At 60.0% G+C, this 25964-nt stretch carries 19 protein-coding genes; 6 read left to right on the forward strand and 13 right to left on the reverse strand.

Annotated elements, in window-relative coordinates; genetic code table 11:
• Window positions 1–2: 2 nt before the first annotated feature.
• The 5 genes from ACQ4N7_RS05650 to ACQ4N7_RS05670 all read right to left on the reverse strand — a co-directional run bounded on the left by ACQ4N7_RS05650 (window position 3) and on the right by ACQ4N7_RS05670 (window position 4586).
• A complete protein-coding gene (locus ACQ4N7_RS05650) occupies window positions 3–1319 on the reverse strand; it encodes a DUF58 domain-containing protein (protein ID WP_430710750.1) in 1317 nt (438 codons plus the stop codon).
• Between the two features lie 5 nt (window positions 1320–1324).
• Window positions 1325–2311, reverse strand: a complete 987-nt coding sequence (locus tag ACQ4N7_RS05655) for an AAA family ATPase (RefSeq protein ID WP_430710631.1) — start codon at window positions 2309–2311, stop codon at window positions 1325–1327.
• Window positions 2304–3500 carry a DUF4350 domain-containing protein gene (locus tag ACQ4N7_RS05660; RefSeq protein WP_430710632.1) on the reverse strand — a complete coding sequence of 399 codons (1197 nt, stop codon included), beginning with the start codon at window positions 3498–3500 and terminating at the stop codon, window positions 2304–2306. Before ACQ4N7_RS05660 ends, ACQ4N7_RS05655 begins: the two co-directional genes overlap by 8 nt.
• Window positions 3497–4087 carry a DUF4129 domain-containing protein gene (locus tag ACQ4N7_RS05665; RefSeq protein WP_430710633.1) on the reverse strand — a complete coding sequence of 197 codons (591 nt, stop codon included), beginning with the start codon at window positions 4085–4087 and terminating at the stop codon, window positions 3497–3499. Before ACQ4N7_RS05665 ends, ACQ4N7_RS05660 begins: the two co-directional genes overlap by 4 nt.
• A 94-nt stretch (window positions 4088–4181) precedes the next feature.
• Window positions 4182–4586 (reverse strand): hypothetical protein, encoded by a 405-nt coding sequence (locus ACQ4N7_RS05670; protein WP_430710634.1) that lies wholly within the window; start codon window positions 4584–4586, stop codon window positions 4182–4184.
• A gap of 215 nt (window positions 4587–4801) precedes the next feature.
• Between ACQ4N7_RS05670 and ACQ4N7_RS05675 the strand changes: the two genes are divergently transcribed.
• A complete protein-coding gene (locus ACQ4N7_RS05675) occupies window positions 4802–8323 on the forward strand; it encodes a PAS domain S-box protein (RefSeq protein ID WP_430710635.1) in 3522 nt (1173 codons plus the stop codon).
• Window positions 8324–8482: 159 nt separating this feature from the next.
• Complete coding sequence (locus ACQ4N7_RS05680) at window positions 8483–9865, forward strand: trypsin-like peptidase domain-containing protein (protein ID WP_430710636.1); 1383 nt, start codon at window positions 8483–8485, stop codon at window positions 9863–9865.
• Window positions 9866–9946: 81 nt separating this feature from the next.
• On the opposite strand, the gene ACQ4N7_RS05685 is transcribed toward ACQ4N7_RS05680, so the two are convergent.
• Window positions 9947–10372 (reverse strand): allophanate hydrolase-related protein, encoded by a 426-nt coding sequence (locus ACQ4N7_RS05685; protein WP_430710637.1) that lies wholly within the window; start codon window positions 10370–10372, stop codon window positions 9947–9949.
• A gap of 193 nt (window positions 10373–10565) precedes the next feature.
• On the opposite strand from ACQ4N7_RS05685, the gene ACQ4N7_RS05690 reads away from it, so the two are divergent.
• Window positions 10566–11192: a chorismate lyase gene (locus tag ACQ4N7_RS05690; protein WP_430710638.1), complete on the forward strand. Its 627-nt coding sequence runs from the start codon at window positions 10566–10568 to the stop codon at window positions 11190–11192.
• A 138-nt stretch (window positions 11193–11330) separates the two neighbouring features.
• On the opposite strand, the gene ACQ4N7_RS05695 is transcribed toward ACQ4N7_RS05690, so the two are convergent.
• The 5 genes from ACQ4N7_RS05695 to recA all read right to left on the reverse strand — a co-directional run bounded on the left by ACQ4N7_RS05695 (window position 11331) and on the right by recA (window position 17537).
• The gene (locus tag ACQ4N7_RS05695) at window positions 11331–12293 is read right to left on the reverse strand and encodes a cation diffusion facilitator family transporter (protein ID WP_430710639.1); all 963 of its coding nucleotides are present in this window, start codon (window positions 12291–12293) and stop codon (window positions 11331–11333) included.
• Window positions 12294–12423: 130 nt separating this feature from the next.
• Window positions 12424–13734 (reverse strand): exonuclease subunit SbcD, encoded by a 1311-nt coding sequence (gene sbcD, locus ACQ4N7_RS05700; RefSeq protein ID WP_430710640.1) that lies wholly within the window; start codon window positions 13732–13734, stop codon window positions 12424–12426.
• A 90-nt stretch (window positions 13735–13824) separates the two neighbouring features.
• Complete coding sequence (locus ACQ4N7_RS05705) at window positions 13825–15426, reverse strand: CPBP family glutamic-type intramembrane protease (protein WP_430710641.1); 1602 nt, start codon at window positions 15424–15426, stop codon at window positions 13825–13827.
• Window positions 15427–15519: 93 nt separating this feature from the next.
• Window positions 15520–16308: a tryptophan-rich sensory protein gene (locus tag ACQ4N7_RS05710; protein WP_430710642.1), complete on the reverse strand. Its 789-nt coding sequence runs from the start codon at window positions 16306–16308 to the stop codon at window positions 15520–15522.
• 164 nt (window positions 16309–16472) lie between these two features.
• Complete coding sequence (gene recA, locus ACQ4N7_RS05715) at window positions 16473–17537, reverse strand: recombinase RecA (RefSeq protein WP_430710643.1); 1065 nt, start codon at window positions 17535–17537, stop codon at window positions 16473–16475.
• A 460-nt stretch (window positions 17538–17997) separates the two neighbouring features.
• Here recA and ACQ4N7_RS05720 point away from each other — a divergent pair, with 460 nt between their 5' ends.
• The 3 genes from ACQ4N7_RS05720 to ACQ4N7_RS05730 all read left to right on the forward strand — a co-directional run bounded on the left by ACQ4N7_RS05720 (window position 17998) and on the right by ACQ4N7_RS05730 (window position 20751).
• Entirely contained in the window at window positions 17998–18219 is a 222-nt protein-coding gene (locus ACQ4N7_RS05720; RefSeq protein ID WP_106922636.1) for a hypothetical protein, read from the forward strand.
• 223 nt (window positions 18220–18442) lie between these two features.
• The gene (locus tag ACQ4N7_RS05725) at window positions 18443–19069 is read left to right on the forward strand and encodes a trimeric intracellular cation channel family protein (protein WP_430710644.1); all 627 of its coding nucleotides are present in this window, start codon (window positions 18443–18445) and stop codon (window positions 19067–19069) included.
• 272 nt (window positions 19070–19341) lie between these two features.
• Window positions 19342–20751: a hypothetical protein gene (locus tag ACQ4N7_RS05730; RefSeq protein ID WP_430710645.1), complete on the forward strand. Its 1410-nt coding sequence runs from the start codon at window positions 19342–19344 to the stop codon at window positions 20749–20751.
• Window positions 20752–20753: 2 nt separating this feature from the next.
• On the opposite strand, the gene ACQ4N7_RS05735 is transcribed toward ACQ4N7_RS05730, so the two are convergent.
• Both ACQ4N7_RS05735 and ACQ4N7_RS05740 read right to left on the reverse strand, forming a co-directional pair.
• Complete coding sequence (locus ACQ4N7_RS05735) at window positions 20754–22607, reverse strand: tetratricopeptide repeat protein (protein ID WP_430710646.1); 1854 nt, start codon at window positions 22605–22607, stop codon at window positions 20754–20756.
• A gap of 386 nt (window positions 22608–22993) precedes the next feature.
• Window positions 22994–25426 carry a hypothetical protein gene (locus ACQ4N7_RS05740; RefSeq protein ID WP_430710647.1) on the reverse strand — a complete coding sequence of 811 codons (2433 nt, stop codon included), beginning with the start codon at window positions 25424–25426 and terminating at the stop codon, window positions 22994–22996.
• Between the last annotated feature and the right edge of the window lie 538 nt (window positions 25427–25964).

Consider the following 25964-nt stretch of genomic DNA (forward strand, 5'->3'; position numbering starts at 1 on the left):
GCTTACAGCCTGCCCTGGCTTTTAATGCGCAGATAGCTCTCGACCAGCGGCTCTGAGATCTGGTGGGCGGGGGCATCGAGCACCAGCACACCGCGTTTTTTGAGGCGGGCAAAGGCGGCTTCGCGCTGGCTGAGCAAATCTAGCGCCACCGCCCGCTGATAGGCGGCATCGACCTGGGCGGTGGGCTGGTGAGCCTGGTGGTCAATGGCCGGATCCCGTAACGTGATGCAGAAGGGCAGGTGGCGGGGGCGCAGACGGGCCAGGGCCGAGAGCAGTTCGGCGCTGGCGGTCTCATCCACAATGTCGGTAATGATTACCACCAGCGATCGGCGGTGCTGCTGCTGGGCGGCGTGGGTGGCGGCGGCCAGGTAGTCTGACTCTTCCAGCACCGGTTCGATCGGGGTAAGGCGCTCGATCATTTGCTGAAAGTTGGCCCGCCCGCCCTTAGGAGGAATCCAGGTGTGCAGGGTGCGATCGAATACGCCCAGGCCAACGCGATCGCCCCGACTCACCCCCGCCAGGGCCAGCGACAGGGCCGCATTCATGCCCCAGTCGAAGCGGGTCAGCCCCTGCACCTGAGCGGTCATCAGCCGACCGCGATCGAGCAGAATCAGCAGGGTTTGCTCGCGCTCCGGTTCCAGCACCCGCACCAGGGGCTGGCTGAGGCGAGCCGTGGCCTTCCAGTCAATAAAGCGGGGGTCGTCGCCCGTGCCGTACTCGCGCAGTTCGGCAAACTCGGTGCCCACGCCCATGCGCCGCTTTTGCTTGAGGGTGCCGGTCGCTTGCAGCGCGAGTTTCACAGAAAGCTGGTTGAGGCCGATCAGGTCAGGATAAACCGCTACGGTTTCGGCGGCGGGCACCATCCAGTCGGCCCAGGCCAGGCCCAGGGGGCTGCGCTGCTGGATTTGCAGATCGCCCCAGGCATACTCACCCCGCTGCTTGGGGTTGACCGAGAAAGCGATGGTCTCAGGCTCCTGGCCGTTGAGGGCAAGCTCCAGCGGCATGGGGGTACCGCCGAACTGGGTAGGGTAGTTGTCGAACAGGCGCAGGCGAACCGGGCTGGAGGCCTCCCCATGCAGCGAGATCGGGTTGTCGCGCCCGATGGATAGTCGGTGCAGTGGATCTCGCTTGATGATGGCGCGGCGGGTTCTGACCCGCAACCCATCCCAGACCATAACGGCCAGCACAGCCCCGTCGAACAGGAGCAGGGCCAGCAGGGCAGCGGCAAGACGATTGGGCGAGCCGAAGAAATTAGTCAACAGGGTGGCGACAACGCCGCCTGCCAGCAGCAGCCCGTAGGTGCGCCCGGTGGGAACGATCGCCATTAGCGGGGCACCGCCACACTGTCGAGCACGGACTGAATGACGCGATCGCAGCTCAGCCCGTCCAGCTGGGCCTCAGCCGCCAAAATCAGGCGGTGGCGCAGCAGGGGCATGGCCACGGCTTTCACATTGTCAGGGGTGACAAACGCCTGCCCCTGGAGCCAGGCGTGGGCTTTGCTGGCGGCCAGCCACTGCACTGTAGAACGGGGGGAGGTACCCAGCTCCAGATCGGGGTGCTGGCGCGTTTTGTGGGCCAGGGCCAGCAGGTAGTCGAGAATGGGTTCCTGCACGGGTATGGCTTTGACCGCCTGGCGAGCAGCGAGAATGTGCTTGGCGGCGGCGATTGGTTTTAGCTGGCCAATATCGAGCCGTTTGGCCTCAAACCCGGCCTGGGCGTTGAGCAGCATCTGCTTTTCTGCCGCTGGGGCCGGATAGCCCACCACCAGCTTAAACAGGAAGCGATCGAGCTGGGCTTCGGGCAGGGGGTAGGTGCCCTCAAATTCCAGCGGGTTTTGGGTGGCCACCACCCAAAACAGGTCGGGTAGGGGGTGGCTGGTGCCGTCGAGGGTGACCTGCTGTTCTTCCATGGCTTCGAGCAGGGCCGACTGGGTTTTGGGCGGGGTGCGGTTGATCTCATCGGCCAGCAGCACCTCGGTAAACACCGGCCCTTTTTTGAGGGTAAAGGTGCGGCTGGTGAGGTCAAAGACGTTGGTGCCCGAAATATCCGACGGCAGAATGTCGGGGGTGAGCTGAATGCGGCCAAAGTCGGCCTGAATTAGCCGCGACAGGGCGCGCACCGTCAGGGTTTTGCCGGTGCCGGGCACCCCTTCTAAAATCACGTGCCCCCCGGCCAGCAGGGCGACCAGCAGCTCCTGCACCAGGGGTTCTTGCCCCACCACCACGCCGTTGAGGGCTTTGCTGATTCGCGCGATCGCCGTCTGTAGGTCGCTCTGGCGATCGCTCTGTTGGTCACTCTGGCGCTCAGTCATGCCCGCTGGTGTCTCCTGTGCTATCGCCGGGGTAATGAAGGGATTGTACCCGCTGGAGCCAGTCGCGGAGCTGGCTTTCGGTTTTGGGCAGGGGCGGATTGAGGATCGCCGCCAGATCAATATTAGGACGGCCAGGCTGCTCATTCCAGGCCCTTTGCAGCTGCTCAATAGGCAGCAGGGTATGGCCCAGGCCCAGGTTCTTTTGCAGCTGTAGGCGCTCGGCCTGGCTAACGGTCTGCACCACAAAGTCGTGGCTGTTCGCCTTGTGCAGCACCCCGGCCAGCGCCTGAATGTAGGCTCGGCTGTTGTCGATGGTAGGGGCCGCCAGCGATCGCCGCTGCCCCAGCCTGCGGTTAAAGGCCAGCAATGCAATCAGCGTGACGACCAAAATTTGGGCAAGCAGAATGACCAGGGGCGTGCGGGCCAGATAGTTGAGCCAGCTGTCGCCGCCAACCTCCGCCGCGATCGCCTCTTCGTCCCGGTAGCCGTGCAGGTATTCGTCAATCCACACCCGCTGGCCTGCCCCCGCCACGAGCGCCGTCAGCAGGGCAAAATTGCCGGGCCGATCGAGGTAGGCATTGGCCCCCAGGTGAGGTGTGGCGGCGACAGTCACCGGCTTTGAGGCGATCGCCTGCTGCCAGACGATTGCGCCGTAGTCGTCTGCTAGCTCAACACCCAGCCTTGAGCCAGCGGTGTAGCGGCGGCGGGTATCGATCTGCACCGGGCCAGCCTGGCTCGACAGGGTTTGCGAAAAGGGAGCCGCCGTCGCTGGAGCCTTGACGCCCAGGATCACCAGCTGGTGACCCGCCTCAACCCAGTCAGGCAGCCAGGGCAGCAGCGCGGGCAGCTCCGACTCGTCAATGAACCCAGGCAGCACAGCCACCAGGGTTTCTGAGCTGGCCGAGTTTTGCATCAGGGTGACAGTCGCGTCTTCTGCCTCGCCTAGCCGTTTGAGCAAGTCATCTACCGGGCGCTGCCACCGCTGCACAGCAATGCCCTGCTGCTCTAGCGACTCATACCAGGCGCTGTAGCCCGCCGGGCCGCGATGCCAGGTCGAGCCGCTTTCCAGCGGGCTGGTGGCGGGGCCAGCGAACAGCAGCAGCCCCAGCAGCAGAGCTAACCCGAGCAGTCCCAGGAGTAAGGTACGGCGGTTGAAGGGCAGCGATCGCATTACGGCTGGGCGCGTCACGACTGGGCGATCTCCTGGTAGGCGCGGCGGCAGCGCTGGTAGGTTTCTTCAGTCACCTGGGCGTTGCCGTAGGTAATCCGCTCGTGGGTGCGAATCAGCAGCTCGTAGGGGCGGCTGGGGTTGGCGGTCAGGCAGTCTAAATATTCGCCGTCGGTGCGGCTGGGGCGGTAGAGCACGGTTTCGCTGTCGTTGAGCCGGGTCAGCCCCGCCATGTAGAGCGCTTTGCAGGCGGCAGCGTAGTCGCCCTGCTGAGCCAGCTGCTGGGCCTCGCGCCACCAGTAGGCCGCCTGCTTAAGAGCGGCCTCTGAAGCGGCGGTTTTCTGCGCTGCCCCTGGTCCTTTGGGCTGGCGCTGATTCAGGTAGGCGGTCAGACCCCGATACACCAGCCAGCCAACCCACAGAGCTAAAGCCCCAGCCAGCGCCCAAAACAAGACCTGGGCCAGAGGCTCTAGCCAGGGCCAGCGGGGTAGCGCGGGCGCATCTACATCGACGCGAGAAAACTGGTACTCAAACCACTCCCCCAGGTTTTGCCACCCCTGACGAATCTGCCAGGCCAGGGAATTGGTGCGGTGGGGAAGGTCGGCCATGGATGACAATCTGCCAAATCTGGCCCCATTATGGCTCAGAGATCGCTCGCGCTAACCTTAGAACCGAGGAGATTCAGGACGGGGTTTTTGACGCTTAATCCGGGGTCTCGATTTGAAAGCCACGATCTATTAACCACTGGTGTAAGACCTCAACATCGACCTCTTCGCCCTCGTCAATCACCGTTACCCACTGAGTAGGGTCGTCGAGGTCAGAAATGCGATCGATCGCGCGCACTTCGGCGGATCGCTTGGCTGAGGGCGGCTCCGCCTCGCCGTGGTGCTTCCAAATCAGGTAGTCCACAAAGTCTTGGCTGGTGAGCAGCTCGGCTTCTGAGAGATTGCCCAACTGCTGGGTGATGCGTTCGACCAGGGGGCCAGGGCGGTGTTTTGCATGGCCTGGGGTAATGAGGGCGCTAATTCTCAGTGTAGCCAGGAAGTAGATGGGCCGAACTGCGGCACTGTGATTAAGCCGATGATTGCCCCAGGCTGAACGGCTCAAAGCTTGCGCTCAAAGCCCTGATTCAGCCCAAGCACCATTGCCCATCACATAACTGGGATGCGCCCCATCCTGGGTCTACGCGTAAGTCACGAATTGATGAGGAACTGTTAACTGTCATTGGAGAATGTTTAAGAATTTTTCGCTGAGATGACCTCAGGCCTTGTGTTGGGGAACACAAGCAGATAGGCAACAGGGTTTAGAGGTTCAGATGCATGATGGCTGAGGTGGATGATCTAAGGCGATTGGTGCAGCAGCTACAGGCTGAGAAGGCTGACCTGCAACACCAGGTAGCGACCCTGCGCCAGGCTAGCCAAAATCAGCCCCAGATCCCACTGCAAAAGGGGCAGAATGGCTCGCAGCGTCAAGCACCGCCCTTTTCCACCGCATTGCCCATAGCCGCTGACCCGCTGCAGGCCCAGTTTGAAGCGTTTGTCGCCCATGCGCCGGGTTTGTTTTGGATCACCGATGCCCAGGGCACGATGACCTATGCCAATCCGGCCTGGCTAGCGGTGGTCAACCTGACTGAGCAGGAAGCCATAGGTCACTCGATCGATACCCTGTTTCCTACCGCTTTGGCCCAGGCCTATCACCAAAATAACCAGTGGGTGCTTGACCACCAGGCGGTTTTAGAAACCCTGGAACAGGCCCTATTGCCCGATGGCACCACTAATACTTATTTAGTGCGCAAGTTTCCGGTGCGCTCTGCGGGAGCGGCGATCGCCTCGATAGGGGGCATTGCCATAGATATTACCGAGCTAAAACAAACCGAGGCGGCCCTGCGGGACAGCGAGGCTCGCTGGCAGTTTGCCCTTGAAGGGGCAGGCGATGGCCTGTGGGACTGGAATCTACAGACCAACGAGCTGTTTTACTCTCGCCAGTGGAAGGCGATGCTGGGCTACGAAGACCATGAAATTGGCACCAGCCTAGACGAGTGGGACAGCCGCGTACACCCTGACGACAGAGCCGGGTGCTACGCCGATATGGAAAAGCATTTTGATGGCGAGCGATCTGTTTACCAGAAAGAGTACCGAATACGCTGCAAAGATGGCAGCTACACCTGGATTTTAGACCGGGGCAAGGTCATGGAGCGGGACGAGCACGGCCAACCCCTGCGGGTGATTGGCACCCATTCTGATATCAGCGAGCGTAAGCAGGCAGAAATTCAGCGGGAGCAGATGGAAGAGCTTCTGCACCAGAGCGAAGCTACAAACCAGGCCATTCTCAACGCCATACCTGATTTGCTGTTGCGGATGGGACGCGATGGCACCTGCTATGACTTTCGTCCGCCATCGGCTGCCGCTGCTGGAACATTTCTCCCTATTCATCAACATCTGTCAGAGGTGCTACCCGCTGACTTACTGGCTAATCAACTAGAGCGCATTGAGCAAGCGCTAGCCACTGACACGTTGCAGATTTGGGAGCACGAATTTGAGAAGCATGGCCAGATGCTCTATGAAGAGGTGCGTTTAACTCCCTGTGGCCCTGATGAATGCCTAGTGATCGTGCGTGACATCAGCGATCGCAAAGCGATTGAAATCGCACTAGACGAGAAAATTGAAGAGCTAGACCGTTTTTTCTCGGTTTCTTTAGACCTGTTCTGCATTGGCGATACCAGCGGCTATTTCCGTCGCCTCAACAGCCAGTGGGAAAAGACGCTGGGTTACTCGGCCCAGGAGATGGCGGGCACCCAGTACCTCGACTATGTGCATCCTGACGATGTAGACGCTACGCTGGCGGCGCTATCTACGCTGCTAAACCAGCAAGAGGTACTGAACTTCGTCAATCGCTACCGCTGTCGCGATGGGTCTTACCGCTGGCTTGAGTGGCGATCGGTGCCCGTGGGCCACCTGGTCTACGGTGCAGCCCGAGACATCACCGATCGCGTGCAGGCTGAACTGGACCTCAAAAACACTAAAGACCAGCTCAATTTGGTGCTTCAAGCTTCCTCTGAAGGCTACTGGGACTGGAATTTGGAGACAGGTGACATCTACTTCTCGTCTCAGTGGAAAGCGATGCTGGGCTACGCCGACCACGAGCTGGAAAACAGCTTGGCCATGTGGGAATCCGTCATTTTTACCGACGACCGAGACATTGCCCTGCGCCTCATTGACGCCTACAACAGCGGCAGGGTGAAGGAATTCTCAATTACGCAGCGGTTTCACCACAAAAATGGCTCTACCGTCCATGTGCTCTCCCGCGCTATTCGCCTCAAAGATGCCCAGGGGCAGGTGGTGCGTATGGTGGGTAGCCACCTGGATGTGACAGCTATGGTGGACATACAGGCAGCACTGCAAACCTCAGAAATGCAGCTCGCCAGCGTGCTGAATAGCTCCCTCGACGGCATTATGGCCTTTGCGGCGGTGCGCGATGAGACAGGCACGATCGTCGATTTTGAGTGGCTGCTCAGCAACCCCTCCGCCTGCACCACGGTGGGGCGCACAGAAGAGTATCTGATGGGTAAGCGCCTGCTCGATGAGCTGCCCGGCAACAAGACCGATGGGCTGTTTGACCTCTATGTGCAGGTGGTTGAAACCGGAGAACCTGTGCAGCGGCAGTTTCATTATCAGCACGATGGCATCGATACCTGGTTTGAGAATATGGCCGTCAAGCTGGGGGATGGCTTTGCCGTAACGTTTAGCAATATCACGCCTCTAAAGCAGTCTGAGCAGGCGTTGCAGCAGGCCAACGAACAGCTAGAAAGCCGCCTCAATGAGCTGAAGCAGCGCAATAAAGACATGCGGCTTTTGAGAAAAATGAGCGATTTTCTTCAGACCTGTCCGTCGGTAGAGGCGGCCCACCAGGCTCTGTCGGACCTGGTGGCACCGTTGTTTCCGGGCAGCAGTGGCGGATTTTTTATGTTCAGCGATGTCCGTTATCGAGTTGAGCGAGTTGCGGCGTGGGGCAAAGCGCCATCTTCCGTGACAGAGTTCATTCCTCCCGGCTGTTGCGCTCTGGGTGAGCGAGACTTGCATCAGGTTGACCTCGCCTGTTTGGGCCTGAAATGCAGCCACGCCGAAAGTAATCAGGCGATCGCAACTCTGTGTCTGCCCCTGCTGGCTCAAAACGAACCGCTGGGCCTGTTTTACCTCAGTGCTCCCCACATCTCTGAGCCAGTGCGATATTTGGCCAATATTGTGGCCGAGCAGCTATCGCTGGCGCTGGCCAACCTGCACCTGCGCGAAACCCTAAAGCAGCAGAGCATTCGCGATCCGCTGACCGGACTGTTTAATCGTCGCTACTTGGAGGAATCTCTGGCCCAAGCCATTAAGGAGGCACAGCGACACCAATACCCGATTGGGGTGATTATGCTCGACATCGACCACTTCAAGCGGTTTAACGACACCTATGGTCATGAGGCGGGCGATCGCGTGCTGCAGGCGGTGGGGCAGCTTTTGCTCGACAGCGTCCGAGGCTCAGACATTGCCTGTCGCTACGGCGGCGAAGAGATGATTCTGGTGCTGCCTGGGTCGTCCCCTGAGGTCACCCTGGTGCGGGCTGAGGAAATTCGTCAGGTGATTGGCCAACTGCAGCTGAGCTACGAGGGGCTTGCCCTCGGCACCCTGACGACATCCGTGGGCATCGCTAGCTACCCTGCCCACGGCCTGAGCGAGGGAAACGTCATTCGGGCTGCGGATGCTGCCCTCTACCAGGCCAAAGCTCAGGGCCGCAACCGGGTTGTCGCGGCGACGGTGCCTGCGGCAAAAGTGGCCCGTCGCTGCGGTGCATCCTCAGCCTGAGATATATCCTGACAGTAGGGGGAGGCCAGGTAGATAGTAGGTATCAGGCACTACCTCTTCCCAGCTCGGTAGTGGGTTTTTACAGAGTCATTCAAGGTCTATATGGCACAGGCAATAGTGAAGCGATTGGCATCGAGTTCGTTGGCTCTAGGGACTCTAATGGCGAGCATTACGGCGATCGCTCCGCCCAGTCGCCTCAACCCGGGGCTACCCCCGGCCCAGGCCCAGTCTACAGTAGATGAAGCCACGACCATTCGGGTATACGATCAGGCCAGCCCGGCGGTGGTGGCTATCAACACGCGCACTGGCGGCGGCAGCGGCAGCATTGTCGATGCCAGCGGTTTAATTTTGACCAATGCCCACGTGGTAGGCCGCGATCGCGTCGTCACTGTGCGCCTGTCCGACGGGCGCACCTTTGAGGGCGACGTCGTCGGCTACGGCCAGGACCGTCTCGACCTGGCGGCGGTGCGGCTGCGGGGCAACCCTACGGGCCTGCCCACCGTGCCCATTGCGCCGCTCAACTCGGTGCGGGTGGGCCAGAGCGCCTTTGCCATTGGCAGCCCCTTTGGGCTTCAGGGCACGCTCACGGTGGGTATTGTCAGCCGCATCGACACCGAGCGCAACGTGATTCAAACCGACGCCGCCATTAACCCCGGCAACTCGGGGGGGCCACTGCTCAATAGCAGCGGTCAGCTAGTTGGCGTCAACACCTCAATTTTTACCACCAGCGACAGCGGCGGCAGCGTGGGCATTGGCTTTGCCATTCCGGTCGATGCGGTGCAGACGTTCTTGGCCTCGGTGCGAGCCGGTACGGCCACCGCTTCGGCCCCCGCCAGCCGCATCAACCGCGAGCCTGCCGCGATCGCAGCGGGCGCAACGGTGCAGGGCCAGCTCGACGACAGCAGCAACGTGCTGCCCGACGGCAGCTTCTACAACCCCTACCGCTTTGAGGGACAGGCCGGGCAAACCGTCACCATCGACATGAGCAGCCAGGATGTTGACTCCTACCTGATTTTGCTCGCCCCCGATCGCGACGACTTTTCCATCCAGGACGACGACAGCGGCGGCAGCCTCAACGCCCGCATCTCCACGCAGCTGCCCTACACCGGGTCGTACCTGATTTTGGCCAACACGGTCTCCCAGGGAGAATCGGGCCGCTACCAGCTGCGCCTGAGCCAGGGCGGCGGTGGCCAGGTCAGCAATGGACAGGCCCCAACTCGGCCCAGCGGCGTGGGTCTGCGGCAGCAGGGGGCGCTGGGACCGGGCGATCGCACCCTGCAAGACGGCTCCTACTACCAAGAATTCACCTTCCAGGGCCGAGCCGGCCAGAACGTGCTGATTAGTCTCGAAAGCCCCGACTTTGACACCTACCTGATTTTGGTCGATGACGCCCGCAACCGCGTGGGCGAAAATGACGACGCCAACCCCAACACCACCAACTCGCAGATTGCCGTCCAGCTGCCCCGCGACGGCACCTACAGCGTGCTGGTCAACAGCTATCAGCGCGGCGGGCGCGGGCGCTATTTGCTGACGGTAGAGTGATCCTGAATCCGAGTTTGGCTGCACCCGGTTGGCAGGGGCATTGCAGTGCAGTGCCCCTACGAGACCCCTGTTGAGACCAGGTCAAGGCGTTTGCGATCGCTGGGGTTGTGGCTGGCTCTCGCGCTGTAGGGAACCGTAGTACGATCGCCAGCCGCCATAGGCTGAGATCTCCCGCTGGCCTTCGCACAGCACGGGTTCGCCCAGCACCCCCAGCACCGTTTCGCCCGTGGCCAGAGTCACTTTGCCAATGCTCAGCCCCGGCGGCTCCTGCAGCAGCACCTGCACCAGCCCCGCCGGGGGCACCTGCCACACCTCCAGGGCAACGGCAACCCCGCCATCGCTCACCCGCACCATCGCCGGGTGAATGTCGTCGATTGACCACAGCCGGTAGTCGGGGGTGGTGGCCGTCTCGCAGAGAAACTCGGCCCCTACCGCCAGCAGGTTGGTGTTGAGCGCCAGCCCCCGCATCAGGGTGCCGTTGACCGCTAGCTTGATCCCCTCCGCCATGGTGGCGCACTCCTCTTGGTGATGACCTACCTAAAACTTATCCGCAAACCAGGTTTCTGAGGCCAAAATCCAAAGGTTACAGGGCGTTGTCGAATAGGTTCTACTGTAGCCCAGGCTGATTCTTTAGATTCGGCTGGAAACGGCCTTGCTGTCGCGATAGCATAGGGGTAAGACGTGAATTTTTGTAACACCCTTGGCCTCTGCCCTACAGCCCTTAATTGACCCAGCGGTGCCCTGCGGCTGGCACGCCCTCCACCCCCGCTGGCAAGCCGGACAGCCCACCGTGCAAAAAGGGCTGCCCCACGACCAGCTCGCCCCTGCCTGGCAGATCCTGCTGCTGGGGGATGGCTCACCGACGCGCCACCTGCAGCTGCTGACGCGCGATCGCACCGAAGTCGACGTGATCGATATGTCTCCCGTGGGTATGGATCTCGACGGTGCCCCCGATATTATCCGCGTGGTGCCGGGTCCGCGCCTGCGCCGTCAGGTGTGGCTGCGCACCGCCTCAGGCCAGCGCCTCGCCTACGCCACCTCCTGGTGGGAGGCCAGCCACGTCGATGAGTATCTGCAAAACAAGTCGCTGCCGATCTGGGCCAGTCTGGCCCGCCTGCGCACCGAGCTGTACCGCGACATTCAGGGCCTTTACTACGGCGATTCGGAGGCGCTAGAAGACGCCTTTGGCCAGGCCGGGCCGTTTTGGGGGCGGCACTACCTGTTCTGGCACCGGGGCAAGCCTCTGACGCTGATTTATGAGGTTTTTTCGCCGTATTTGACCCGCTACCTGGGGCCGATGCAGAGTGGACCAATGGTGGGTGAGTAGGTGGGTGGGTGAGTGGATGGGTAGGTGAGTGGATGGGTAGGTGAGTGGATGAGAGGATAAGGGAGGTGGGACGTAGGGTGCATAACGCTGAGGCGAGGCTCCGCCCGCGCGTTAGCAATGCACCACCAAGAAAAATCTCTAGGCCCAGTCTTGGCCATTCCCCGGCGAAGGCGGCAGGTAATTCGGCATGCCTGGCTCAAAGTAGGCGTCACGGCTGGTGCGGGCGGGCTCGACCCAGACCTGGGTACGCAGGGGGCCGTAGCGCTGGCGCAGTAGGGCGTCGATCTGTTCGCCGATCGCCTCGGCGGCCTCCACAAACTCGGGGTGCAGCACCAGGTGAATTTCGATCCAGACCTGGCGGCCCACCATGCCCCGCGATCGAATGCGGGTACAGCGGGTGACGCCGTCGACCTGGGTGGCAATGTGGGCAATGGCCTCGGGGGCGATCGCGGTCGGGCGCAGCAGCATGGGCAGCTGGTCGTTGAGCACGCGCCACAGGCTGCGGGCCACCAGGGGCAGCAGCACCAGGGCAAAGGTCGGGTCGAGCCAGCGCTGATTTTGCCAGATCGCCAGCAGCACCCCCACCATGACAATGCTCAGCCAGGCGTCGGCCAGAAAGTGTTTGGTATTCAGCTTTAGAGCCTGGCTGCTGAGGCCACGGGCCTGGTAGCTGGCGTAAATGCCCAGGGCCACGTTGAGAATGACCATGGCGGCTGTAAACCGCAGCACCCGAGGGTCGATCGCCACCGGGAACGGGTTCTCGGCCCCGGTTAGACTGCTGAATAGCTGCCCCAGGGCAATGAACAGCAGGCTGACCCCGGTAAAGCCCAAAAAAGCGCACAGCATGAGGGTGCCCGCCACCTCGGCTCGTCCGTGGCCCCACACCTCGCGGCCCATCTGGCGCTGGGGTGAGGTCACAGCCACCAGGCTGAGCACCGTGCTAAAGCCATCGACCAGGGTGTGCAGCGACTCAGCCAGCAGCGTCAGCGACTGAGTGGCCCATCCCCCAATGGCCTGCACAGCCAGCAGCAGCAGAGTCGCCCACAGGGTTGTCAGCAGCAGGCGATAGCTAATGCGGCGTTGATACTCGCCCTCGTTCATGGGCCACCGGGCTCAAGGTCTGGGCTCAATGGTACTGCACGGGGTGATTCCGAAAGCAGTCTTATCGCGCTGGCCAGTTCGCTTAGGACATCGGCAATGGTCAACGGCAAAAATTGGGACGGCAAACTGGCTATAGCAAACGCAGCTGCTGGGCCGTTTCTTCAAGAGCAAGGCTATCGATGTCGTCGAGAGACAAATCAACGTCGTCGAGGGGCACCTCGGCGTCGCTGTCGTCGGCCATCAGGGCGGCGGCAGCAGTTAGCATGCTCTCGGCGATATCGCCGAGGTCGTTGCGGTTGGCCAGGTAGGCGCTCAGGGCCGTGAGGGGGTCGAGGCTGCTGTCGGTGCCCAGCTCGGGCAGGCGGCTGCGGCTGGTTTGGGCTTTAAGCTCAGGCTGCAGGCTGTAGGTGTGGGCGGCGGCCAGGGCAGTTTCGAGGCTGCTCTGGTCGATCTGGTCAACCTGGTCAGTGCGCAGGGTGTAGAGACAGCGCACTACGGCATCGGCAATGTCGGCTCTGGCAATGGCCTGCTCTAGCCGGGTTTGGGGAGACTCGGCCTGGGTGAGATCGACCTCAATGGTTTTAAAGGGGCGCACCGGCAGGGGGCAAAATTCGGCCTCGGCCTGTCCTTTGGTTACCTGCACCAGCAGGTAGCCCTTATCCTCGGTTTCTTCACTGAAGTCAACTCGCTCGATGCTGCCGGGGTAAATCATCAGGGGCTGCTGGCAGAGCACCTGGTGACGGTGAACGTGGCCCAGGGCCACGTAGTCAAAGCAGGGCCGGGCCAGCATGGCCATAGGGATGGTAAAGCCGCGCCCGGTGGCCAAAAACCGCTCGGCTCCGTAGCTGGCGGTGTCGACCATGGCGTGGGCCAAAAGAATGGCGGGAATAGCGGGGTCGAGGCGGCGAATTTCGCCCTCTAGGGCCACCCGCAGGCGCTCCAGCAGCAGCTCGTTCACCTGGGTCATCGACAGACCTTCGGTTTCGGGCCGGGTGAGCAGGGTCGATTTGGTCAGCCAGGGCAGGGTGACCACCTGCACCGGGCCGCTGCGGGTGTCGATGCGGTGGGTTTCGAGGCGATCGCCCACCACCACATCTGGCACGCCCAGCGTTCTGTAGATGGAAAGACTTGCCCCTCCCAAGCCCTGGGCATGCTGGTCGTGGTTGCCCACCAGCAGCACAGCGGGAATGCCCGCCGCCGACAGCCGACAAAACTGGCTGGCTAGGGCCTGCTGCACCAGGGGCGGCGGCGTGGCATCAGGGAAGGCGTCGCCGCCAAACAGCACCAGATCGACCGATTCGGCCAGGGCGCGATCGATGCAGCGGGTGAGGGCGGCAATGAAGTCTTCCAGGCGGGTGTTGAGGCCGGTTTCGGGATTGAGGCGACCGTGGGCAAACCCGCTGCCCATGTGAATATCGGACAGGTGAAGGAGGGTGATCATGGGGCCATGATAGCGGCTAGAAAGGGTTCAGGGGGTAGGGTTTCAGGCCATTCTCAAACCTTATACCCTGCACCCTACACCTTTCACCCTCTAGCCGCCCAAAATAAACAGGCCCAGCATGGTGGCGCTGTTCCAGGCGCTGTGCAGCACCATGGGCGAGAGCAGGTTGCGCGATCGCGTATATACAAACCCCAGAATGGCCCCCAGCACGGTCAGCGGCAGCACCTCCGACAAACTCAGGTGGGCGGCGGCAAAGATAAAGGCGCTCAGGGCGATCGCCCAGCCCGTCGACAGGTAGCGGGTCAGCGAGGGCAGCAAAAAGCCGCGAAATAGCGCTTCTTCAAACAGGGGAGCCGCGATCGCCGCCGTCGCAAAGAACACCAGCAGGGCCACGCCGTCCTGCTCTTCCAGCACGGTTTGCAGCAGCGGGTTGCTGCCCCCCTGCCCCTGCCAAATCTTCTGGTTGAGCAGGGCCACGCCAAACATCAGCGGCAGGGCCACAAAATAGCCGCCCAGGCCCCACAGCAGCCCCGACCCTGAGGCTTTGATGCGAAACATATCTTTGGGAATCGGTTGGTAGGGGCGAATCGACCACCACAGCACGCCCAGCGACCCCGCCGCCATCAGCAGGTAGTACACCAGCGAGAAAATCGCCTTACCCCGACTGCTGAGCCCGGCCCCGCCCAGGCCCAGCCCCCCCAGCACCAGGGGCAGCAAAATTTGTCCCACAAAGAAAAACCCGGCAATCAAGACCTGCCAGATTGTTTCAGCCGTCCAGGGCACCTCCCAACCGCGCCCGGCGTTGTGCTGCAGCACCGACTGGCTGCCCCGCAGCACTCGCTGTGCCCCCAGCCAAATCAGCAGCCCCAGGCCAATCACGGCCCCCAGGGCCGGTACCGTGCTCAGCAGCACCAGCTTAACCAGTTTGTTCTCAGCGGTCGCCTGCTCCTGGGCCTGCAGCTGAGCCAGACGGTCAGCGCTGGAGCTGTCGCCAGATCTGTCGCTGGTCTGAGCCTGAATCTCATAGACCTTTTCAAGGGCGCGGTACTCAAACCAGCCGTCTAGCGTCTCCTGAAGCCACACATCATCCCCCGGGGCGATCTGCTGGTCTTGCCACAGCCGAATTAGCGTGTCGGCAGTGCGCATGGCTGAAGCAGCGGCGGTTTCGCTGTCGCGTACCTGCTGCCAGCGACGAATGGCGGCCTCGGGCTTACCCTGGTAGACCTCCATCAGGCCCAGGCGGATATCGAGCCGATCGATCAGCAGCTCCTGCTGGGTGAGCGCGGTTTGTACCCGTCGCGCCAGGGGCTTGCCCGCGTTGGCTTCGTCGGCCAGAGAACCGTTGGCGGTTGGAGCGGTTTCGGCTTGGAGCGATCGCCCCTCGACCAGCCCTTCAGCGGCCTGCTGACGCACCTCTTCATACTGTTTTTGGGCGGTGGCAACCGGGTCTTTGCCCACCAGCCCCTCGCGCAGCGTCTGCCACTGGTCAGCGGGCAGCCCCTCCCCATCCCAAGCGCTGCCCTCTAGCAGCAGGTCGGTTTGGTAGAGCTGTAGGCGGCTGGCCACCTGCGGCTCTTTCCAGCTGCTCAACAGCGATTGCACCACCACTAGCCCAACCAGGGCTGTCAAAACAATTAAAACCAGGCGTTTAATAGACAGCCAGGGCCGGTTCGAGTCGGGTTCAGAGGTCATGGGCCAGTAATTAAAGGTCAGCAGCGAAAAACGCTACCTTTCCATTATTCCACTGGGTTTACCGAAGGGTGAACTGTCGGCGATCGCCCCCGGCTAGGAGTGGGCTGGCTTGGGCAGGGCGTATTTAGCCACAGCCAGCCAAATCAGCAGCACCCCGGCCATACTCAGTGCCGTCCACCGCACGGCAGGAATATCGCTCTGACGCACCGCGATCGCCACAAACGCCCAGACAAGCACCAGCGTAAAGGCCACATCGCAGCGGCTGTAGATCACTGCTGCGCCAATCAGCGCCGCCACCGCGATCATCGCCACCGTCCAGGTTACCGACGAAATTCCCCAACCGCCCCAGGCCGAGGCGTAGAGAGCAGAGGCGATGTTGACGACGGTCGCTACCGAAATCCAGCCCAGGTAGAGGCTAAAGGGAATGTGGGCCATCCAGCGCCGCTGCCGGGAGACGCGAACTCGGCCAACATCCAGCGTAGTGTAAATGCCAATCAGCGCCAGCAGCAGCGCCACCATCGCTAAAACTGACCAGCCAAACTGCTGGGCGGTAAACAGCAAAATCCAGACGGTTTGCACAATGCAGGCAAAAATTAGCAGCCCGTTGACCCGCTGAATGTACGGCTCTCGTCGCCGTTCGGGGTGAAACTGATAAATTACGTAGGCAAACAACCCCAGGTAAATCACTCCCCAGATAGCAAAGGCGTAGCTGGCAGGGGTAATCAGCACCTCGCTCAGAACCGTGTTAGAGATTTCACCGATATTGCGACCGCTAGGGGGGAAGCGGTTGAAGAGGGTATTGAAGACTACGGCAGCCACAATGGCGATCGCCGCCGCGATCGCCAGACCAGTGCCAGAGTTAGAACGTTGGGGAGTATCCATGGACCTGCGGTTAGGTAGCGTAGCCCTATCCTCCCTTGAGCGAGGCCTTAACGCTACTCCCCCCGGTCAGAGTCTAACCCCAGGGTGAAAAGATCGAGGCGCTGCTGAACATAGGTACGCGTTAGAGAATCAACGCCTCTTGTGGGGCAAACGGTCGTTTGCCCCTACTTGTCATCAAGCAGGTCGTCGGCCTCGTCATCGGGTTCTTCAACGACAACGGGCGCACCGTTGATAGAGAGCTTTTCGCGCACCTGGGCTTCGACCCTGGCGGCAAAGGCGGCATCTTCGATCAGGCGCTGCACGGTGTTGTCGCGGCCCTGGCCAATATTGTCGCCCTCGTAGCTGTACCAGGCCCCCTTGCGGGTAATGACCTCGGTTTGCTCAGCCAAATCGACCAGACAGCCCATGGTCGAAATGCCCTGGCCAAAGAGAATATCGAACTCGGCAATGCGGAAGGGCGGAGCCACTTTATTTTTGGCCACCTTGACCTTGGCCCGAATGCCGTACTCTTCGGTGCCCTTTTTGAGGGTTTGAATGCGGCGAATATCGAGCCGCACCGAGGCGTAGAACTTGAGCGCATTACCGCCGGTCGTCACCTCCGGGTTGCCGTAGGAAATACCAATTTTTTGCCGCAGCTGGTTGAGAAAAATAACCGTGCAGTGCGACTTACCAATGCTGCCGGTGATCTTGCGCAGCGCCTGGCTCATCAGGCGAGCCTGCAGGCCAACGTGGGCATCGCCCATTTCGCCCTCGATTTCGGCGCGGGGCACCAGGGCCGCCACCGAGTCGACCACCACCACATCAACCGCCGCCGATCGCACCAGCTGATCGACCACCTCCAGACCCATTTCGCCGGTGTCGGGCTGGGAAACCAGCAGCTCGTCAATATTGACCCCCAGCGCCTTGGCATAGACCGGGTCGAGGGCGTGCTCGGCATCCACAAAGGCGGCAACCCCGCCTGCCCTCTGCACCTCGGCCAGCGCGTGCAGGGCAACGGTGGTTTTACCCGAGCTTTCGGGGCCGTAGATTTCAATGATGCGACCCTTGGGCAGGCCGCCCCCCAGGGCCAGATCCAGGGTGAGAGCGCCAGTGGGAATAGTTTCGACCGTCATCCGACTGGCTTCGCCCAGACGCATGATCGAGCCTTTGCCAAAGTTGCGCTCAATCTGGCTGAGCACCATAGTGAGAGCTTTCTGCTTTTCGGTGACGTCGTTGTTTTTAGATGCCATAGCTGCCTGGGGATAAAACGGAATTGCGATCGTGAGCGAACTGGCGAAGGGTAGCGGGGCGGGCGAATGCAGAGAAATAGGTTGGCCTGGGGCCGTAGTTCAAACAATGCCCCTAGTAAACCCCACTTCAGCTGAGAAGTTTAGTCGTCCTGGGGCAAAAAGGTCTACTGGGGTCTGTCTAATTGGGGCTGCCTGCTGGGGGCAGGCCTGGCGTAAGGAAGCGGTAAAAAGGTGCTGTTGACTGGCGTTGTCTTTGCTTGACTAGTATAGTACTCTTGAACCAAAATAGGTAGTCCTAAAGGCGCAGGCCATCAGCTGTGTCTAAGCATGGTCGTGGTGTGGGCTACCGTTGGCGTAGAGCCAGTGCAGGTGGACTCGCGAACGATTAGAACCGGTTCGCTCAGGCGGCGCTAACCCCAGCAGGCACGGATTGAGTCACAGATTAAAGGGGCCAATACCGATGGATACAGGTCGTTTAATTCACGTTTCGGTATTCCCTGGCTGGGTGGCCGGGGTCACGTACCATCAGGGGCTGGGGTACCGCTGCTGGGTGATTAACCCCGAGCTGGCGGTGCTCAACGACGGCGAAGTCTACCCCAGCAGTGAGGCGGCGATCGCCGCCGGGCGTCTGTTCATTCATCACTCTACCGGGGCTGAACCCGATCGGGGCAGTAAGGGATAATCAGCAGAGCTTTAACGCCAACTTGGGGCTGTCATCAATTAGCTGCTAAACGGCCAAAGTCAAGGTTTACAGCCCCTAGCCTGTGCTTGGGGTCGGGCGTGGCAAAGCTTGATAATATTGGGCTTTTGGCCACAATTGATGACACGCCCTTGGGGCAGCTGCGCAGAGTCGAAGCTGCCCTCAGACTGTATGGAGTTGAAGCCGTCCCGAGTTGGAGAACCCGATGGAATATTTTCTGGCCCAGGCGGGGGTGGCGGTATTTGCCGTTTCTGGGGTGTTGTCGGCAGCCCGCCAGCGCCTCGATATTTTTAGCATTGTGGTGGTGGGTCTGTTGACGGCAGTCGGCGGCGGCACCCTGCGGGACGTGATTCTCAACGTGCCGGTCTTTTGGCTGCTGGATCTCACGGCGTTTTGGGTGGCCCTGGGCGCATCTTTTGCCACCTTTGTGGGCATTCGCTTTATTCTCAAGCTGCCGCTGCGGCTGCTCTCCTATCTCGACGCGATGGGCGTGGCCCTGTTTGCTGTGCAGGCCATTGATAAGACGCTGCTGTTTGGCCATCCTGCAGCCGTGGCCGTGGTAATGGGTCTGATTACCAGCATTGCCGGGGGCATTATTCGCGATGTGGTGACCCATCGACCCACGCTGCTGCTGTCGCGGGAGCTATACGCGACGCCGATTGTGCTAGGGGGCATTCTCTACGTGGTGATGCTGCACCTGATGCCTTCACCCGTCTGCCGCTTTGTGGCTATGGGGGTAATTTTTGGCATCCGGGCGATCGCAATTCGCTGGCAGCTGTTTTTGCCCCTGCGACTGACCCTCAAAATCGATCTCAGCGAGGACAACCCTTAGTTTTCAATGCTGGCACTTTGCAGAACTTTAGCTGCTCGGTACTGCTAACTCAGAACAAGTCACCTGAGAGGGTTTGGTAGATAATCTCCAGACCTGAGTTTGGTGAGGGTGTACTGGGCTAGCGAGTGGTTCTGATGGCTTTCGAGAAGCGGCAATTTGTCAGGCTCAGCTTCTTTAGATTGTGTTAATTCGTTACCCCTGCGATCGCTTAATCCGCTACAGGCCTGTATGTTTGAAACATCGTCATATGGGCTTGGGGTGCACCACAATCTATGAACAAGAAACGGTTGTCCTGCGTTTTTTCAGCGTTTGTCCTGGCTCCCGCAACGCTATTGCTAAGTAGTTCAGTAGCTGGTCAGGAGACTGGGGTCAAAATTGTCAATCAAACCCCAAAGCCGCTGGTGGGGCTGTACGCAGTGCCTTCTGGTCAGACTAATTTTGGCCCCAATCAGTTGGGGAGAGAGGCGGTTGAGCCCAGGGGCTCCCTGCTATTTCAGCGATCGCCAGGCAGCTGCGACTACGACTTTTTAAGCGTGTTTAGCGATGGCGAATCTGTCGCTGATTACAGCGTCAACGTCTGCGCGATCGACGGCGGTACCTACACCCTGTTTTCACCTGAGAGCGAGGGCGGCAAACTGGTGGTATTTAACGGCACCACCAGTGCCCTCCAAGAAATTCTGATCGAGGGCGCTAGCCTGAATCAGCAAGCCCCTGCTGCCGAGCAGAACCCAGCGGAGGAGGGGCAAGAACTCGATCCTGAAGCCGAGCAAAATTCTGACAGCGGCGATGCCCAGGCGGCCCTGTGTGAACAATTTAGCTCACCGACCGTGCGCGAGGTTTGCTACGAAGCCCTGTACGAACTGACGCAAATGGACGACGAAGTTGACCTCGAACCGTCGGACAATGGCAGCCTGAGCGAAGGCAGGAGCACCCGCGTTGAATCGTCGAGAAACTGTACCGATGGCACCTGTGACGAGCGGTTTCTCAGGGAAGTGGGCCTGCTGGGTAGCTATGCCATTCGGCCCCAAACAGAAGCCTGGATTTTGACCGATACAGCCGATTTGAGCTGTGCCACCATTCAGCGGTATGACATCACTGCTACCTTTGCCAACGGCCAGCAGGAGAAGAAACTGGGGGTAAATTTATGCGATCGCGACAAGATTACATTTGGCCAGCCCCAGCAGGGTAAACCCCGCCGCCTTACCATTGTCAATGCCACTGACCAAAGCCCCACAGACAAAGATTTGGTGCTTCAGGAAATTTACATTACCCCGCCCCAAAGCACCTCCTGGGGCTACAACCTGCTGGAGTCTCGCGCCATTGCCCCCGGCAGCGCCGATCAGGTTGCCTTTGTAGACACCACTGACCGATGCATTCACGATGTGCGCGCCGTGTTTGTCAACCCGAACCGGGTGGAGCACCTAGAACCGGTGCTGTGGCCAGGCATTGATCTCTGTAATCTCGACAACAATACGCTGGTGTATGGCCTCGAAAATCAGGCCCACCGAGGCGCTGATCGACCTGCGATCGCGGCTCCAGTTCAGGCTCACGCTGTCAAACAGCTGTCGCGAAGCAAGTCAGAGGTGTGCCTATCGTCGGCCAATAGCCGGGTGTGTCAACCCGCCCGCCGTCGCAGTGACCCACCTCGACGGCCCTGGTGGCGAACCTGGCGACGGCCATGATGCTATTCGGCGGCTGGAAATAGGGGTTCTGGAACGCTCAGCAGTTCACTCATGAGTGATTTTTCGTGGATGCTGAGGGTGTAGAGGTCGAGCCGATTGAGGGGCGGAGCAGAGGCAGGCGGAGACAGTGTCGCTGCTGCCGTAGAAACGTCGGTGCTGCCGCATTCGCGATCGCTAAACTGCCGCCGCGATCGCAGCAGGTCAAGGCGGCTAGCCTTCTCCTTGGCTCCCGGAGCTAAATAGTCATCAATGGCAAAATCAATCAAAAAAATGATGGCGATATAGCATCTCGGCTTGCCCAGATCTAGGGCCAGCTTTTCCTTTAGCCTTTTTTGATGCTCGGCGGGCAGACTGCCCACAAATCGATCAATCAAATACGTTCGTTCCTGGTAAGAAAATGTTTCTAAAAGTTGAGCGAGTTCGGCAAACTCTGGGCTAAAACTGAGCTCGTCAGACACTTGAGCAACGGCGCGGCTCAGCAGTCTTTCCTCATCCTGAGACAGTTGAGGGTCGATCTGAAATGTTCTGAGGTCATACACCCACCGAGGACGCTGTAGGGCTAGCTCTAACAGTTTTTGGGTGTCCCCTGGCCGCTGAGTAGCCAGGGTGATCGACTCTTCCCAATGGGCTGTTTGAAAATGAGTGAGCGCCTGTCTGAGGTGGGTTTGAGCTTTGCGAATCGATCGCTTTTGCTCTTCCGTTAGGTTATTGGTAGAAGGGACAGAGCGAATGCTTTGAAAGTCTATTTTAGCTAGCTCTAGCAATCCGTAGTGAGTCTGCTGATCGATAACGACATCGACCACCTCTACAGGGTTGCCAGCCTTGTCAAAACCCAGATTAAATTGAGAGGCTAGCTCCAGAAAAAAATCGACCTCGCGAACTTTTTGATTGTCCATGGGTGCTGTCCAGCCGTTTTCCTTGAGACTGTTAAGCAGCACCAATCGAGCCATTCCCAAGGCGGAAGCTGGATCTGACAGAGCTAACCCTTGTTCGTAATAAGTGGCAGCCTCGTCTAACCGGCCCATCTTTTCGGCCACCTGGCCCAGGGCAGAGTAAGCCTCTTTTTTATTGGGGGCAAAGTCTAAAACTGTTTGAAAGGTGCGAAACGCTGAGATATTGTCGCCGCGATCCCGCTCTCCCTGGCCCCAGACGTAGTACAGGTTGCCGAGTCGGTACAGGTTTGAGTACCCTAAGAACGACACCGTTAGCAAACTGGCCGACAGCAAACAGGTGGCCTCAGCATGGTGATGGCTGGGAATATTGACGCTTCGCAGGGCATTTTGCACCACCCGCTGCCCTTTTTCGGTAAAAGCGCCGCCAGCGACAACCGCTAAGCCTGCCCCTTGAATAAAACTGCTAAATAGCCCCAGCACATCAAAACCCTGAATTGAAAAGGCTTTGGCGGTGCTGGTTGCAAAGCTGGTCGCGGTGACTAAAAAGACGACGGTAAGGCCATTCCAAACCCAGTCAAAGCGATCTTGTGCATGCTGTTTAGCCGCCTTGGGAACAGGGGCCAAAAACCACCACCAGGCCTGATCACTGGGGTTAATACTCTGGCGAGTATTCTCTAAATCGCCGTGGGCTGCAATCAGGTCTGTCTTGCTTTTAAGCCGTTGATCAAGCCTAATCAGCCGCGCATAAACTTCTGTAGGTAAAGGAGTAGCGGCAGATTTTTCCCCATTTTGGCGAACTTTTTCAACCGCATCTCTGGTTAGCAGGGTGTCAATGACCAGCTGATGCGATTTCTCCGTTGCTTTATCGTTAACGGTCATGCCTTCAAGGGTGGCGATGGCAGACTCGTAGGCGTCAATCAGCTGGTCTAGCGACGGCAGAGGGCGAGGCTGAGGAGAGTCCATTGCAGGTAAGCTACTTTTCACCAAGAGTATCTTATTGGGCCATTTGGCGAAGTTGAGCTTTTTACAGTGCTAGGCAATGTTGGGCGATCGCATCCTCTTGGGGGTCACACCTCAGCTACATAATGAGCATTAATACTTATGTTTAGATGGCGGTACGAGCACCGAGTTTTGGGCATCGTCCGCGCTACTCGTCAGCCCCATGGATGCATCCAAACAAGCTCGCCTGAAAAAACTCACGGAAGAGTTAGCCACATTGCTCTACGCCGCATTACTTTACAAAAAGACTGGCCCGGAAGCGGTGAAGACCCTGGTAGGGAATAGCGCAAAGCCAACCAGAAACAAAGGGCTGAAGCTCCCTGCCTGTACCGAGTCATTCTGCGTACCACCTACCAGTCGAGCTTTAGCAGTACCTCGACTGTGTTGCTGCGGGTAGAAAGGGCATTACCCACCAGGTCTGCGCCGTAGCGGTAGAGCGTGTTTTGCCAGGACACAATCAGGCGTGGGCTGAGGCTGCCTGGCAGGGCTATATTGGCCGCCAAACCGTACTGGGGCGCGCTGGCGGCGTTGTCAAAGGGAGCCCAAAACCCGGCCAGGGTTAGATCTGGGCTGAGGGTCAAGACCGCATCGAGAACGGTGCGGCTAGCCTGGGAGTTGGGCAGTAGGTCGCCCACCACTTGAGTAGCGCCCAGGGTAAAATCGCCCAGCTCCAGACGGGCCTGGAGGGTTACGTCACTGCCCTGCCCCTGCTGCTCAATATCTTGCAGGGTTGTGTTCTGGTCGAGTGCCCAGTTAAAGCCGGTGCCCAGGGTAAGATTTTGGCGATCGCCCAGGGGCAAGCGCTGGCTCACGCCCGCTGAGAGGTTGCTGTAGCGATCGTAGCTGGGGTTGATGTAGCCGATTAGCCCGGCCTGGTAGGCGAAGCCAGCGGCGGTTTGCCCCTGCACGTTGGCCCCGCCGTAGGCCTGCAGGGTGGGGCCAGCCAGGGTGCCCGCATAGTAGCGAAAAATGCTCGACTCCCCGGTGACGTTGCCGGTAAGGCTGAGGTGGGGGTGGTAGCTGATGCGATCGGTCTGCACAAAGCGATCGAGGCGATCGCCCTCCTGGGCAAACAGGGTGAAATAGTTTTGGGTATAGGCGTTGCTCAGGCTGCTGCTGGCAAAGGTTTCGCCGTTGACCACCGAGAGTACCGGCGGCGCGTTGAGACCACCGCCCTCACCACCCGCCGCCAAGAGGGTTCTCGGCGGGCCAGCGTTGGCGAAGCGGCGACTGGCCTGGTAGCTCCGCTCAGTCACGGGCGAAAGCCCCAGCCAGACGGCGTTGAAGTTGGCCCAGGGGGCGTTTTGCTCGGTCTCTGCGGCGGAGAGCGTGGCCGAAGATCCCACGCCCGCCTGGTACAGCGTCAGGCTGTTGGCTGGAATGCGGGTATTGTTGGCGGCGAAGAAGAGCCCCTGGTTGAGGTTGGGGTTGCTAGGCGCTGCGCTATTGGGCACGAAGGGCTGCACCTCGGGCAGCAGCAGGGCGATCGCCGCCAGGGCCAGGTTGACGACGGGCTGGTCGGCATCCAGCACCACGGCAGGGCCGCGAATAGTTCTCGCCAGGGCGGCCTGGTTGGCGTTGGCAACTACCGTCTGCAACAGTTCAGAGTAGGCGATCGCAGGCACGGTATCAAACTGTTCGTAGCGCTGGGCGGTGCCTCCAGCGGCGCGACCGTTGCCCGCCAGGGTGGTGGTGTTGGGAAAGTACAGATCGAGCCCCAGAGCCTGCCCCTCGGCCCCGCCCTGAAACCCAGGCGCTTGAATGGCTGCCAAAGAGGCCGGGCTAACCACATCGCCCACGTTGCTGGTCTGGTCGATCTGGGTCGGCTGTAGGGTGTCGGGGTCAATGCGATCGCGATCGGTGACCAGGCCGGGGGTAAAGGTGCACACCGCGCCGCTGCCATCCAGGCAGTCGGCCAGCAGCGTCGTCTGAATCTGCTGCCCCAGCACCGTGACGGGGTCTTGGCGAGTAATGCTGAGCTGCCGCTGGCGCAGCACGGTTTGGCCCCGCAGCAGTCGCTGAGACTGGCGTAGAACCGTTATATTGCCCGCCGTAGTGCTGCTCTCCAGGGTGCGATCGAAGACGGCTCGCCCCGCAAAGCCGAGGTTGGTGCTGCGATCGCCCCCCAGCCGCACCCCAACTGCCGCCTGGCCCGTCTGCCCGGCCTCAATCAGTTCACCATCGATAGGAATGCTGGTCACCACCGGACTGAGCGCCCCCGGCTCGATCGCCGTAGGCAAGGCCCCCTGAGGCCGATGCTCAAGCTCGGTCACGGGAGCAACCGGCGCGTCAGAGGCGCGGCCAGCCGTCGGCGATCGCGAGAACCGGGGCTGGGCCATCAGCTCCGGCTGAGGCGGGGCCAGATCGCTGGCCTGGGTGCTTACCCTGGGCAAGGGCTTCACAGCAGGGGCGGCGATCGCGGCCTCAGCGCAGTCTGATGGGGGGCAGGGTGGGGCGATCGCCGATTCTAAAACAGTTTGAGCGGCAGGGTATTCAACGCTAGCTTCACCCTCGAGCAGTACGGCATCCACCGAGCCGCTGGCGTGCGATCGCCCGTCAGTATTCTCTCCGGCCCCAGACGGCACCGATGCGCTCTCGGTCGAGCTGGGTGAAAACGCGACCGTAGCAGCCTGCTCTGGGGAAATAGGGCTCGTAGCCGATGCGACCGCGGCTGCCGGTGCCTGCGCTGGCACCGTTTGGTCAGGTGGCACTGGGCTAGGCAAACCCTCAGCTTCCGCAGGCAGGGCGACGACGCTACCCCAGGCTGGCGTTGACAGGCCCACGGCAAAAACCCCTGCCTCTAGCGCCCACACAAGGGGAGTAGAAGTAAACCCAACTGGTTTAAAGACTAAATCTGAGGAAATCAAGCTCTTTTTCATTTGGGAAAGACTGTATTGATGCGATCGCCTTCAAGCCGGGTTCTTTTATCCAACCCCAACAAAAAACAGCAGCAATACTGCTGCCGATTCACCAAAAAACCCAACAAAAACCTCACTCTCTATAGACCGAAAAAGCTTGATGTCGAGATTCTTCAAAAATGCCGGATCTTGCCATTTAAACAATAGATTCTTGTCGCCTAACGCTCAGTCTTTCAGTCCAGCAAAAACAAGATCCGCAAGAATTTTCTGTTTCACACTATCTTCATGGGAAAGAGCTAATCTTTGCGGAACTCACCGATGTTTTTTGGTTCCTTTACGAAAAAAATGTCCCGCAGCCCTTAAGTTAGTCAGTGGGAAGCGCACTACCAGTACCCAAAAACTTAGATACATTCTCAGGCATTCATCAAACAGCTTGGGTTTTTAACGTCTATCAAGCAGCGCG

It is taken from the genome of Nodosilinea sp. AN01ver1 (assembly GCF_050565655.1).
In the GTDB taxonomy this organism is placed as follows: domain Bacteria; phylum Cyanobacteriota; class Cyanobacteriia; order Phormidesmidales; family Phormidesmidaceae; genus Nodosilinea.